Here is a 14304-nt window from a genome sequence, read left to right as displayed (position 1 = left end):
AAAACATTAACATGCCAACAAAAATTTTTAAGTTTGTCTTTTTTTAGCCTTTAAATTAACCCTTTCCCTTTGAGTTTTATACATTACGGGAAACTCACTGTATCAATACTATTAAAGCGATAAAAGCATTGGTGGTAATCATAATTTTTATGGCATAATAAATTATTCAAAAACTATTGCCCTTCTATGGTCTAACGATAATGACAAATAGTAACCTCTATGACCAAGACGGTTTTTTAAAAGATTTTAACAACTGGTCTGAAACCATTGCAACACAATTGGCACAAGATGAAAATATCACGCTTTCACAAGATCACTGGCGCATTATTTTATTTTTACGTGACTATTATCAAATACACCAAAGCGCACCTGCAATCCGCCTGCTTGTTAAAAGTTTAAAAGAAAAATACGGTGATAAAGTTGGTAATAGTTTATATCTGCAAACGCTTTTTCCTGTCTCCCCTGCCGTACAAGCAGCAAGAATTGCAGGACTTCCAAAGCCAAAGCGCTGCATTTAATATGACTCCAAACTATTTTACACAGATCAATCTGTGCTAAAATCTCTGCCAGTATAAAAGCAAACTTGCCAAGGTGGCCTTTGATCAAGCGTATTTTACATAATGAAATCTTAACAAAATCTCTCATCACCATGTTTGTGCAAGCGCTTGGTCAATTAAGTGCTTTTGCCTCGGCAATACTGTTAGCACGTTTTTTCGCCGTAAATGAATATGGTCAGTATATGTTTGGTGTTACCGCCGCCACCATTTGCGCTGTTATCGCCACACTGGGTGCTGATGGGATTTTAGCAAGAAACTGGGGCTGGTCAGATAAAAAAGGCCAGAAAAGGGCTGTGGAGGTATTTACCTACCATAACTGGTTCTGGCGAAAAGGGATAAGTTTACTTCTTCTTGCGATCCTTGCATTAGTGGGTTATTTATACTTCATCAACCCCTATGTCAGTTTTATTGAAGTCTTTTCCTTTTTATTTGCACTACCCTTTTTTATGGCCAATCTATTGCAGTCTTTTTATATTGCTAACCGTAAAGTTGTCTATGCCAATTTAATTCAACTTTTTATGCGTCTTTGCATGCTGATTATCATCGCTGTGTTCTTTTTTCTAAAGCTTAATTACCCAATAAGTCTTGTCGGTCTTATCTTTATTGTCATCTTCAGTTATATGCTGCTACTTTGGTTTAAAGTAAGCTGCCATTATGGCTTTGATGCAAAAAAACCCCACGGCAGTAACCTGGCCTTTATGTTATTAAAATGGGGAAATTTGCTACTAAGCCAAATTGATATTGTATTATTAAAAATTTTCTCCACTGATGAAAACATTGCCTATTATGCCGTAGCTTTACAGCTAAGCGCTTTGGTCGTTTTTGTCTTAAATGCAGTAAGTGCGAATATCATGGCACAAGTTGCCAATGATTATAAACACTTATCACATGAAGACTTTCAACACAAAATTACCGGTTATACGCGAATCGTTTTTTCGCTATCAATGCTTGGCATGCTTGCTTTAGTTATTGGCGGATATTGGATCACACAGCTTTATGGAGAGGCTTATACACAGGCCTATTATCTATTTTGCATCTTAATGATTGGTCAAAGTATTAACATTTTATGCGGCAGTGTTTTTACCATTTTGAATATGGCTGGGTTTGAGAAAATCACCTGCCGTGTGTTCTATATTGCGTTAAGTATTAACATTGTATTAGGTATCTGGTTTATTTTTTATTGGCATGCCTATGGCGTTGCAATTGCCTCAAGCATTGCCATGGCATTTTGGAATATTTATCTATTGGTTATTGTGGTGAAAAGACTACGGATTAATCCGACAGTGTTTGTTCGCAAAAGATCCATTAAAACCTAGTTTGGTTACTTATTTTTTAAAGTCTGCAAATAAGTAACCAGTTTATGAACTTCTGTAGACGGATTCTTATCACCCGTCTTCTCAGCATCTCTTAAAGATTTTTCAGCATTTTTCTTCGCAACTTCAACCCTATAATATAAATTTTTAAATAGTCCTTTCATTCCTTTTTGATAATCAGGTAACTCCTTTCTAAGCACTGACTCACATTGTTGAGCCGCTGTTTTATTTTGCGTTCTTTCAAATGGGCTGCGACAATATATGAAATGTAACAACACCCAGTATTCAAAACAAGGGTATGATATAGCAGAATTAAGTTCCTTCTGCTTAATATTATTTAATGCATCATTAAAATTAGTATGTTCATCCCGGTCAAAAACACAATAAATCCGATCATATTTTTCCCCTCGCTTCTCTTCTTGTTTCTGAGATTTTTTTGCATTTTTCACCACAGACATCGGATCCGAGCCATCAGAAGGCATAACCTTTATATTTGCTGTGCTTAACCTGTAGTGCTCACATAGCTCCTGAAAATAGCCTGGTTCTGTTTTTTCACCTTCACAAATAATTAATACACGATCATAAGGTTCATATTTACGCTTTTGCCGCCTAAGTGCATTCCCCTGCTTTGGTTTCCTCCTTCTTTGCATTAAATCTTCTCCTTAAGCTCACTTAAGCTCGTGAACAAAAGGTAAAGCACCATATCTACCAGACAGGTAAGCTCGCTCCAAATTATCCACCCCTTTTCGAGGACTAAAGTCTGTTAAAGGGTATAAGCTTGTACCTTGTTTATCTCGCTGTTCACAGAACCAAATTTGGTCACGACGAAATATATCCTGATTAAGTATAGATGTTTCGTGCGTAGAAAATACAAGCTGAGCATGGTTTTGATTCATTTTCTCATTATGGAAAAGCTGTACTAAAAATTGAACCAATACTGGGTGTAGGTTATTGTTTAGCTCATCAACAACAAGGACATGCCCTTTTTGCAAACTATCTAACCATGGCCCCGAAAATCTAAACATCTTTTGCGTACCATGAGATTCATCCTTATAATCAAGCTCTACCATATCCCCTTTGTCTGAAGGGTGAAATGTCAGTATTCTTGAGTGTGTATTGGGAAGTTCCTGCTCTAAAAAGGCTCGTACATGTTCTGGGACAGCAGTTGAAAAACTTTTCACCATATCCTCTTCTTGTACTTTAACATCTGTGATACTAAAATCTGCAGCTTTTAAAAAGTTTAAAATTTCTTCTTTGCTCCGGTCTTTTTTACATAAACCCAGTGTAAAGTCATAACCCCAACTGTTATGAGTATTCACACCAGCAATATGTAACTTATTTGAAAACCAATCAAAAACAGGTTTAAGTTTTTCACTATTAAGCTGTATTGCCGTTGATAGAAATAATGCATTATCTCGAGTAGCTCTTCGCCAAACATCCTTATCTCCAGTAAGCTTATCACCAAAATAATAATCATATTTCCCTGACTTATCATTCCAAGTTCTTTCAAACCATGTTTGCACTCGTCCTTTGGGAAAGGCAAACAACCATTCATCATAAACCTTCTCCAAAGTAGCGGAAAACCCATACTGATAACGAACACCTTCAAAAATAATAATAACCTCAAATTCAGTTGGTAAATTTAAAGTGGATTTACTGAGCTTGAATGGCACAATAGGCAACTTTCTGAATTCTTGAGCAGAAGTCATTACAATCTGTCGCATAGCCGCTAATGCTTTAATAATATTTGTTTTTCCCCCAGCATTTGGACCGTAAAGTGCAGCTGATTTTATTAAAGGAATCCTTTTTCCTCCTTCTGATGCTGAAGCTTCCATAACATTTTCTTTATAAAGTTCTTTACCATTGTCTGCAACTAGACTGAACTTGATTTCTTCTTTAATTGATTTAAAGTTTTTAACAGAAAACTCAACAAGCATATTGTCAACCTATTTAAGGAGCATATTTAACAAATAATGCCAAATATAGCACTTAAATCAATATAAGTCACTAATTTGAATAAAAAGAAAACAAAAATTAATTTAGTGCAAATACTTCCATGATTTTTGCCGATATTCCTGTGCAGTTCTTCTAGGATTCTCAGCAGCATAAATACCACGTCCAACAATAACAATATCTGATTTTTTCTCCTTTAACACATACTCAGGGGTGTGATAATTTTGCCCTAACGCATCGCCTTTATCATGAAAGCTCACCCCTGGTGTCATCGTCACCAGATCATCATCTTCACTGAGTTTTTCCTGAGCAATAAAACCCATAACAAAGTCTTTATTTTTATGGGCTTGTTGCACGGTGATATCGGTATAGCTTTTTGTAAATAGATTTTGTTTGCTACTCATCTGAGCTAGCAGCAGCAAACCAATATCACGCCCATTACAACCTGCTTTAAGCCCATCAATAATCCCTAGCCCCGGCAATAAATGCGCATTAATAATATCTGCCCAACTTGCAATATGGTAGACCCCATCTTTGACTTGATGTAACACCGTATTACCAATATCGGCAAACTTACGATCCTCAAATAGCAAAAAACCTTTTTCATCCGCCAGCTGCCTTAAACATTTTGTTAAATCTGGCGTAAAATCGGTAATGATATCGATGTGTGTTTTTAATATAACGATATCATCAGCGACACTTGTTGCCAAATCCATCAATGCTTTGGCTGTTGTTACATCTGCTGAGAGTGCTAAATTACTTTGTTTTTGCTGCATCAATCTTGCAAGCTTTTGTGTCACTGGATGCTTTGATTGAGAAAAAGAAAACTTCATTGATTCAAACCGGTTATTGATTTGAGTGCCCACTATAGCAAAATATATAAATGCTGGCAAACCTTTATCGCTTCTATTAGATAGCACTATCACATTTCAACAATACAAATATCTATAAAAGTTTATTAGTGACTATTATTTACATAAGCAAATAAAAATATAACAATTACCCACTTAAGCAAAACATCGGCAAAAATAATGAGAGCGCATCTTAAACACATATATAATGCTTTTCGTGATATACAGTTAAGCCCCTATATTTTTTTCATCTCTTGTATGCTTGCTTTAGGCGCGCTTGTTTCAACTGAAATTGCCTTATTGCTTAATTTACAATATGTCTACTGGGCAGGTTATGCCTGTGTCCGAATACTAAGTAGTGAAAGACAAATGACAATAAAACGTGGTGTGATGCGTTGCCTTGGTACATTCGTTGCATTGATCATCGCACTTATCTGCGTCAATTTTATCCACTCAGATATGGGTATTATCATACTGATTATTTTACTTTTAATAATCAGTATATTACTGGCGTACCTTTTTGATGAGTACACATATTTCTTTATTATGTTCTGCGTTACCATCAGTTTATTTTTCTATCCCTTTATCACAGAATCAAAAACTCAGGCAGTGTATATTATCACCGACAGACTTATCGTTACTTTGATTGGTACTTTTATCATGCTTTTATTGGCAGTCCCTTTCTTAAAAAGTGCAACTGCCCTGCGTGATAAAACAACAAACAAGTTTCAGATAAAACGACTTAAAGAAGCAGTTGTTTTTTCTATTTTGTTTATTGTTACTTTAGCTTTTACTTTTTTTCTTACATTGCCATTTAAAAATGTATTACTGTTTGAACAGGCACTTATTGGCGTTGTTGCTGTGATGTCTGCATTTGAATATTTTCACATTCGCCACTTATCAATACTGCGTTTTAGTGGCTGTTTAGTTGGACTTATTTTTCCTTTCTTTCTTGGGTTCTTACCATTGAACAATCTGATGATTCTCATTATTGCTTTTTTAATCATTATGTTGTTCGGCGTTATCCAGTTGCAATCAAAATATATATCTTACATGGGCGCCCAAGCTAATTTATGTTTTATTACTGCTCTTTATGGCACAACAGGCACATTATCCATTCAGGCAGGCGTTGAACGGCTACAAAGCACTGGCATCACACTTTTATGCATCTTGTTTGCAAGCCTTTTGTATTTTATTTATGCCCGCATTACATCATTATTAAAACAACGCTAAGCCAAGACTATCTCAGCCATTTAATTGCAACTATTTTATATTTGTTATATGTCTCTCAGGCTTCTTTTCTAAAGAAATCCAAATCACACGCTTCTAAGCGAACAAATTTAGTTTTCTTTACCCATTTATAAATTAAAAATGCAGCCATAAACAAAATAACGCCACTGTAAGTTGCTAAAAAGTTGACCCAGGTTGCCGTATGCCGCCAAAGTGCTTCAAACTGCATACCAAACATCATGATCAAAATTGCTACAATCGCAATAACAGGGCCATAAGGGAAAAATTTTGATCGATAGGTTAAATCTGATAACTGGCGTCCTTGTTTGATATAAGCACGGCGAAACCGTAAGTGGGTAATCGCAATACTCAACCAGCTGATATAGCCACAAAGGCTAATTAAATTAATCAACCAGTTAAAAACAATGCCATTACTAATAAATGAAGCTAAGAAGAATGCTGCCCCCATCAATGCAGTAATCAAAATCCCCCAAACAGGCGTTCCTTTATGATTCGTTTGCGCAAAAAATTTTGGTGCCTGTTTGGATTTTGCCAAATACCATAAGGTTCTTGAAGAAGTATACACACAAGAGTTTGCTGCAGATAATACCGCCGTTACTAATACAACATTCACAAGGCTTGCTGCATAAGAAAAGCCAGCATTATCAAAAACCATGGTAAAAGGACTCATCGCCACATTTGAGTTTGGATTTGCAAGCCAACTTGCCGTATAAGGGACTAAAAAGCCTACCACCCCCAAGGCCAATACATAAAATAGGGTTAAGCGCCAAAAGGTACTCTTAATTGCTTTTGGTATTGCCTTTTTAGGGTTTTTTGCTTCTCCAGCTGCCACACCAACAATTTCAGCACCTTGGAAAGAGTAGCCGGCAACTAAAAACACACCCAAAATAGTGAATATTCCGCCATTAAAAGGCGCATGGCCAATCTGCCAGTTGCTAAATCCGACCGTATGCCCATTTTTACTAATACCGAATATAGCAAGAATTCCAACGACTAAAAAAATAACGATAAAAGCAACCTTAATCAATGACATCCAATACTCAGATTCACCGTATAAACGTACAGAGAAAATATTAATGCCCATGATTAAAAAAAAGAAAATGCCACTCCACATGACAACAGGTGTCTCTGGAAACCAAAACTGCATTAAGAATCCTGCTGCTAATAACTCTGAAGCAATTGTAATTGCCCAGTTAAACCAATAGTTCCACCCCATAGCAAACCCAAAGGCTGGATCAACAAACTTTTCTGAATATTTATTAAATGTACCTGTTGTTGGTGCATAAGTTGCCATCTCGCCTAAGCTTGTCATTAATAAATATACCACAATCGCCACAAGCCCGTACGCTACAAGCGCGCCACCTGGACCTGCCTGCGAGATTGCTGAACCACTTGCCAGAAAAAGTCCTGTACCAATCGCACCACCAAGCGCAATCATGGTTAAATGTCTTGATTTCAAATCCCGTTGTAATGTCGTTGAAGATAGTGCTTCTTCCTTTTGCACAGTAGCAACTTGTACGTTCAAATATCACTCCCTAGAAATTATACTTAATTATTAAGCGGTAATAAAAAAGCTACTACATTTTTACAAAAAGCGCGATAGAAAAATTATAAAATTTACATAAATGTATTTTTATCACCTAAAGATATTAATCTTACAAAAAACAAAGAAAACCGTTGTCAACAGGCCAAAATATTGGTAAGTATATTACCAAACAACAAAATAAGATAAATTCTTCACTTATGTATATTTGCTTAAAAGCTTCATTACAGTCCCTTGCAAAGCGTCATACAAATATTGAACGGCAATATTTCTATCAAATTGCCCAGCCCATTGACCTAGATGATCAGCAACACCTTAAGGAAATCACAAATCAATCTAATCAGCACAATTATATTATTTTAGGATTTTGCTGTGATATAGGTGTTGTGAGAAACCATGGTATTGCTGGTGCCAAATTAGGGCCTGACGCTTTTAGAAAGCAGTTTTATAATCTACCAGTACATCAAGATAATTTTCAACTGTTTGATGCCGGTGATATTATGTGTGATGCACAAACCCTTGAGCAGGCTCAAAAAACACTGGCAACCTATGTGGATAAAATCATCGATTCTGGCGCGATGCCAATTATTATTGGTGGGGGGCATGAAACAGCCTGGGGACACTTACAGGGAATTTATAAACATAATATACCAGCTATTGTTAACTTTGATGCGCACTTTGATTTACGACAAACACTTCAAGATGACAAAGGAAGCTCTGGCACACCTTTTTACCAGGCGCTGCAATATACAAAGACCAACAATAAACCTTTCCATTATTACTGCTTAGGGATTCAACCATTTGCGAATACCCGAGATTTATTTGCCTTTGCCGATGAAAATCATGTGAAATATCAATTAGCTGAAACTATTCACAAGCATCCTGATACAACCTTTATCGATGATATCATCAAAAAGCACAGACAAATTTATATCAGTATTTGTTTAGATGTCTTTAACGCATCTATCGCACCTGGTGTAAGCGCTGATCAGCCACTTGGTATTGATCCTTTTTATGTTGTTGACAGCCTAAGGAAACTAAAGAAGTCAAATCAAATCATAAGCCTTGATATCGTTGAGTTAAACCCTCAAAAAGATATTGATAATAAAACCGCAAAACTGGCTGGTATTTTGCTGGCTGAATATTTACATGCATAAAAAGGAGTGTATATGACACGAAATATTAAAGCACCTACAGGCCCTAAATTATCTGCAAAATCATGGTCAACTGAGGCAGCACTACGAATGTTGATGAATAACCTTGATCCAGATATTGCAGAACACCCTGATAACCTTGTTGTTTATGGTGGTATTGGTAAAGCCGCACGTAACTGGGCATGCTTTGATCAAATTATTGAAAGCTTGCAAGCGCTTAATGAAGATGAAACGCTATTAATTCAATCTGGTAAGCCTGTGGGTGTTTTTAAAACACATACTGATGCCCCACGTGTGCTTATTGCCAATTCAAACCTTGTACCACACTGGGCAAACTGGGATCATTTTAACTGGCTTGATAAGAAAGGGCTTATGATGTATGGACAAATGACGGCTGGATCCTGGATTTATATTGGTTCTCAAGGGATCATCCAGGGGACTTATGAAACCTTTGTTGAGATGGGAAGACAGCACTATCAAGGGGTGCTATCTGGTAAATGGATATTAACTTCAGGGCTTGGCGGCATGGGTGGCGCACAGCCTTTGGCAGGCGTATTAGCTGGTGCATGTGTATTAGCAATTGAATGCGATGAATCACGAATCGATTTTCGCCTTCGCACCGGTTATGTTGATTACAAAGCAAAAACGCTTGATGAAGCCATACAGATAATTAACAATGCTTGCCAGCAAAAAAAAGCAATCTCTGTAGCACTATTAGGCAATGCTGCTGAGATTTTGCCTGAAATGGTTAAAAAAAGAATCAAGCCTGATGCTGTGACTGACCAGACAAGTGCACATGATCCATTAAATGGTTACTTACCGATTGGCTGGACATTAGAAAAAGCACAACAAATGCGTCAAAGCAATCCAGATAAGGTTATTGCTGAGGCAAGAAAATCAATTGCCATACATGTTAAAGCAATGCTTGACTATCACAAACAAGGAATTCCAACTTTTGATTATGGTAATAATATTCGCCAAGTTGCACTTGAAGAAGGGATAGGTTGCGCCTTTGATTTCCCGGGCTTTGTTCCTGCATATATTCGCCCACTTTTTTGTCAAGGCATTGGTCCTTTTCGCTGGATTGCTTTATCTGGTGACCCTGAAGATATTTATAAAACGGATCAAAAAGTCAAAGAATTACTTCCAGATTACAAGCACTTGCACAACTGGTTAGATATGGCCAAAGAACGCATTGCCTTTCAAGGACTCCCTGCAAGAATCTGCTGGGTTGGTTTGGGTGATCGGGCAAAACTTGGGCTTGCCTTTAATGAAATGGTTGCCAAAGGTGAGCTTAAAGCTCCTATCGTGATTGGGCGAGATCATCTTGATTCAGGTTCTGTTGCCAGCCCAAATCGAGAAACTGAAAGCATGAAGGATGGCTCTGATGCAGTATCAGACTGGCCCTTGCTCAATGCACTATTAAATACAGCAAGTGGTGCTACCTGGGTAAGCCTTCATCACGGCGGTGGTGTCGGTATGGGCTTTTCTCAACATGCCGGTGTGGTCATTGTTGCCGATGGGACAAAAGAAGCGGCTAAAAGGCTTGAGCGTGTACTAACTAACGATCCTGCTACAGGCGTTATGCGCCATGCTGATGCTGGTTACCAAAGTGCTATTGATTGTTCAAAACAAAAAGGGTTAAATCTTCCGATGCTTAACAAACACATGGATAAGGTAAGTCTATGAATCTTACAATTGATACGATAAACAAACCTCATATGAAAAACCAGTTATTCTGCTTACAGCCAGGAAATCTGTCACTTGAAGATCTCCAAAAACTTATCTTCAATCCGATTCATATTTACCTTGATCAAAAAACATATCAAAGGATTGATGAATCTCGAGCGCTTGTACAAGACGTCATTGATAGTGAACAAAGTGTTTATGGCATTAATACAGGATTTGGCTTATTGGCCGATCAAAAAATCTCTAAAAAGGATTTAAAAGAGTTACAAAAACGCCTTGTTTTATCTCATGCAAGCGGTGTAGGAAAGCCACTTGAAAGCCTTGTCGTTAAACTTATTATGCTATTGAAAATCAATTCATTGGCGCAAGGATACTCAGGTATCACCCAAAACACACTAGACACACTGATTGCACTTTACAATCATGAAATCTATCCAATCATCCCTGAAAAAGGCTCTGTGGGTGCTTCAGGTGATCTAGCACCACTTGCACATATGAGTATGGCGTTAATTGGTGAAGGCGATGTTAATTATAATGGCCAACATATCAGTGCAAAAAAAGCATTAGATCAAGCAGGAATTTCAATTGTCACCTTACAGGAAAAAGAAGGTCTTGCCTTATTAAATGGCACACAAGTTTCAACGGCTTTGGCAATAATGGGATTAATAAAGACAATGCGTAATTTCAGCATTGCAACGATTTCAGGTAGTCTAAGTATTGATGCTGTTCAGGCAAGTATTAAGCCCTTTCACCCTAAAATAGCAGAAATTAAAAAAAGTAAAGGACAGATCATCTTTAGCAACGTAGTTCGCGATTTGCTTGATAAAAGTCAATTAATGGAAGTCCACCAAAAGAGTTGCCAGAAGGTGCAAGATCCTTATTCTTTACGCTGCCAACCACAAGTAATGGGTGCAATATGGCAGGTGATTAATAATGCCAAAACACATCTTTTAAACGAAGCCAATGGTGTCTCAGATAACCCGCTGATTCTCACTGAAGAAAAAGAAATCATCTCCGGTGGTAATTTCCATGCAGAAATCTCAGCCATGAGTGCAGATATGCTAAGCTTTGCTTGTGCTGAAATCGGTGCTATTGCAGAAAGACGCATTGCGCTGTTAATCGACAAGAATTTAAGTGGTTTACCGGCTTTTTTAGTCAATGATGCAGGTTTAAACTCAGGCTTTATGTTAGCACATGTCACTGCCTCTGCATTGGCAAGTGAAAACAAAACACTGGCGCATCCTGCGTGTGTTGACAGCTTACCAACCTCAGCAAATCAGGAAGACCATGTGAGTATGGCAACCTTTGCTGGTGCCAAGCTTAACACCATTTGTGATAATGTCTTATCGATTCTTGCAATTGAAACACTTGCTGCTTGTCAGGGGATCTCATTAAAAGCACCTTTGAAGAGCTCGCCTGTGCTAACACAAAAATTACAACTGATACGTGATAAGGTTCCGTCATATGATCAAGACAGATATTTTGCCAAAGATATTGAAACAGCAACAAGCATTATCACAAACAAAATCTATTACGAAGATATTCAGGCAAAATTATTCAACCATACAGACCAATAAAGGCCCAATAACACATGTATGATTTATTAATAAAAAATGCACATATTGTCAGTTTTAATGAAAACGATGATATTTATGACAACGCGCATATATTAATAGACCAGGGTAATATTATTGATATATTACCAACAAATGATAACCTCCCTGAAGCCGCAGAAATTATCGAGCATCATGGCAAACTTGTTACACCTGGTTTAATTGATTGCCATACCCATGTTGTCTATGGTGGCAGCCGTGCTGATGAGTTTGAAAAGCGTTTGCAAGGTGTCAGCTATAAAGAAATTGCAGAAAGTGGTGGCGGAATCATCTCAACGGTTAATGCCACACGAAAAGCTTGTGAAGATACACTTTTTGACAGTGCAAAAAAACGCCTTTTGCAAATGATGTCCTATGGCACAACTACCTGTGAGATAAAATCAGGATATGGACTTGATTTAGACAATGAACTTAAGATGTTAAAAGTTGCAAAAGCACTCAATCATGAACTTGCTATTGATATCATACCAACGTTTTTAGGTGCACACGCCCTGCCAAAAGAGTATCAGGATAAGGATGCTTACATCGATGATATTATTAATAATATGCTGCCGGCACTGCAACAAAACCAATTAAGTGAATTCGTCGATGGCTTTTGTGAATCTATTGGTTTTTCTCATGCACAGATCAAACGACTTTTTACCAAAGCCAAAGCATTGGGCTTTAAGCTTAAGCTTCATGCCGAACAACTTTCTGATCTTAAAGGTGCAAAACTTGCCGCACAAATGGGCGCATGTTCTGTTGATCATTTGGAATATCTAGCGCCAGAAGATGTTCCTTTACTCAAACAGCATAATACTGTTGCCGTGTTACTACCGGGTGCTTTTTACTTTCTTAAAGAAACAAAACTTCCCCCAGTAAAAGCATTGCTATCTCACAAGGTTGATATTGCGATTGCCACAGATGCCAATCCAGGCTCATCACCTTTTTTATCACTGCCTTTGATGATGAATATGGCTTGTGTTTTATTTGGTTTAACCCCCTACCAGGCCTTTAAAGGAACAACGTTACATGCTGCCAAGGCTTTGGGTTTTGACCTTTCAACAGGCAGCATCAGTATTAATAAAAAGGCAGATATCATTTTGTGGGATTGCCAACATTATAATGAGATCGTTTACAACCCGACCTTCAACTACTGTCAACACCGTATTAAAGATGGCCAAATAGGTTGAAAAATACGCTATTTCCAAACTGCTGAAAATTATGATAGGGTAAATAAGGGATTATGAATCAAGGAAAAGGAGCGTAAATGTTAAATAGACAAAAAGGGGCACATGTTCCTGTTTTTTATCCAGCACTAGGATTGATCATTATCTTTGCCTGTATTGGCGTGTTATGGCCGCAGGATGCAAAAGCCATCTTTGGCGCAATGCAAAGCTGGTTAACATTACATGCCGGTTGGCTTTATATTTTGGCAATGGCCATTTTCCTTGTACTTTGTGTTTTTTTAATGGTGAGCCGCCTTGGTGATATTAAATTGGGTCTTGATCATTCAACACCTGAATATAGTAATCTTTCCTGGTTTGCGATGCTATTTGCCGCAGGCATGGGTATTGGACTGATGTTTTTCAGTGTTGCAGAACCACTTCAACACTTTATTGCTCCACCTGATGTCATCGCGACAACAAGCTCGTTTGCCGCAGCGAAAGATGCCATGAATGTAACCTTCTTTCACTGGGGACTTCAAGCCTGGTCAGTCTATGCAATTGTTGGCTTATCACTAGCTTATTTTTCTTATCGCCATAAACTGCCACTTTTACCAAGATCTGCACTTTTTCCATTGCTAGGAAAACGTATTTTTGGCCCAATTGGTCATGCGGTTGATGTCTTTGCCATTTTAGGTACGATGTTTGGCGTGGCAACCTCGCTTGGGCTTGGGGCAACACAGGTCAACGCTGGATTAGCCTACCTGTTTAATGTTCCTAATGATGCTTCTGTACAAACGATCATCATTGTCATTATTACGCTAATTGCTACAAGCTCAGTTGCATCCGGATTGGACAAAGGAATTAAGGGATTAAGTAATTTCAATATTATACTGGCGGTCGCCTTATTAATATTTCTATTGATATTTGGCAACACAACGTCATTAATACAGTCTTTTGTACAAAATACTGGAAACTATTTAAGCACGATTGTCCAGAAAACATTTAATTTATATGCATATCAAAATAAGCAAGGCTGGCTGAGCGGTTGGACCTTGTTTTACTGGGGGTGGTGGATTGCCTGGTCACCTTTTGTAGGAATGTTTATTGCACGTGTATCAAAGGGAAGAACGATACGCGAATTCCTTGTTGGTGTTTTATTTATTCCAACAGGGTTCACCTTCTTATGGCTAACTGTTTTTGGTAATTCTGCTATTAAGGGAAGCGCACAAAAT

12 protein-coding genes are annotated in these 14304 nt (G+C 37.8%); 8 read left to right on the top strand and 4 right to left on the bottom strand.

Features of this window, described 5'->3' with window-relative positions; translation table 11 throughout:
- Positions 1 to 200 precede the first annotated feature (200 nt).
- Both DNK84_RS00615 and DNK84_RS00610 read left to right on the top strand, forming a co-directional pair.
- Positions 201 to 518 (top strand): TusE/DsrC/DsvC family sulfur relay protein, encoded by a 318-nt coding sequence (locus tag DNK84_RS00615; protein ID WP_119342639.1) that lies wholly within the window; start codon positions 201 to 203, stop codon positions 516 to 518.
- Between the two features lie 80 nt (positions 519 to 598).
- Positions 599 to 1873, top strand: a complete 1275-nt coding sequence (locus DNK84_RS00610; RefSeq protein ID WP_119342638.1) for a lipopolysaccharide biosynthesis protein — start codon at positions 599 to 601, stop codon at positions 1871 to 1873.
- A gap of 5 nt (positions 1874 to 1878) precedes the next feature.
- Here the strand turns inward: DNK84_RS00610 and DNK84_RS00605 are convergent, their stop codons facing one another.
- From DNK84_RS00605 to pyrF, 3 genes are all read right to left on the bottom strand, one after another.
- Positions 1879 to 2520, bottom strand: a complete 642-nt coding sequence (locus tag DNK84_RS00605; protein WP_119342637.1) for an RloB family protein — start codon at positions 2518 to 2520, stop codon at positions 1879 to 1881.
- Between the two features lie 18 nt (positions 2521 to 2538).
- A complete protein-coding gene (locus tag DNK84_RS00600; RefSeq protein WP_119342636.1) occupies positions 2539 to 3807 on the bottom strand; it encodes an AAA family ATPase in 1269 nt (422 codons plus the stop codon).
- A 102-nt stretch (positions 3808 to 3909) separates the two neighbouring features.
- Positions 3910 to 4716 carry an orotidine-5'-phosphate decarboxylase gene (gene pyrF / locus DNK84_RS00595; protein WP_235826783.1) on the bottom strand — a complete coding sequence of 269 codons (807 nt, stop codon included), beginning with the start codon at positions 4714 to 4716 and terminating at the stop codon, positions 3910 to 3912.
- A 138-nt stretch (positions 4717 to 4854) separates the two neighbouring features.
- Here pyrF and DNK84_RS00590 point away from each other — a divergent pair, with 138 nt between their 5' ends.
- A complete protein-coding gene (locus DNK84_RS00590) occupies positions 4855 to 5907 on the top strand; it encodes an FUSC family protein (protein WP_119342635.1) in 1053 nt (350 codons plus the stop codon).
- 55 nt (positions 5908 to 5962) lie between these two features.
- Here DNK84_RS00590 and DNK84_RS00585 read toward each other — a convergent pair whose 3' ends face one another.
- A complete protein-coding gene (locus tag DNK84_RS00585; protein ID WP_119342675.1) occupies positions 5963 to 7363 on the bottom strand; it encodes an amino acid permease in 1401 nt (466 codons plus the stop codon).
- Between the two features lie 239 nt (positions 7364 to 7602).
- Between DNK84_RS00585 and hutG the strand changes: the two genes are divergently transcribed.
- From hutG to DNK84_RS00560, 5 genes are all read left to right on the top strand, one after another.
- The gene (gene hutG, locus DNK84_RS00580) at positions 7603 to 8625 is read left to right on the top strand and encodes a formimidoylglutamase (RefSeq protein WP_119342634.1); all 1023 of its coding nucleotides are present in this window, start codon (positions 7603 to 7605) and stop codon (positions 8623 to 8625) included.
- 12 nt (positions 8626 to 8637) lie between these two features.
- Positions 8638 to 10311: a urocanate hydratase gene (gene hutU / locus DNK84_RS00575; protein ID WP_119342633.1), complete on the top strand. Its 1674-nt coding sequence runs from the start codon at positions 8638 to 8640 to the stop codon at positions 10309 to 10311.
- Entirely contained in the window at positions 10308 to 11888 is a 1581-nt protein-coding gene (gene hutH, locus DNK84_RS00570; RefSeq protein ID WP_235826782.1) for a histidine ammonia-lyase, read from the top strand. The genes hutU and hutH overlap by 4 nt, the downstream gene beginning before the upstream one ends.
- A gap of 14 nt (positions 11889 to 11902) precedes the next feature.
- Positions 11903 to 13096 (top strand): imidazolonepropionase, encoded by a 1194-nt coding sequence (gene hutI / locus DNK84_RS00565; RefSeq protein ID WP_119342632.1) that lies wholly within the window; start codon positions 11903 to 11905, stop codon positions 13094 to 13096.
- Positions 13097 to 13173: 77 nt separating this feature from the next.
- On the top strand, positions 13174 to 14304 hold a 1131-nt coding region (locus DNK84_RS00560), incomplete at its 3' end, for a BCCT family transporter (protein ID WP_162902129.1).

The sequence above is a fragment of the Facilibium subflavum genome, from assembly GCF_003574485.1.
Lineage (GTDB): Bacteria > Pseudomonadota > Gammaproteobacteria > Francisellales > Francisellaceae > Facilibium > Facilibium subflavum.
The sequence above is the reverse complement of the archived record's forward strand: the minus strand, read 5'-3'. Positions and strand labels throughout refer to the sequence as shown.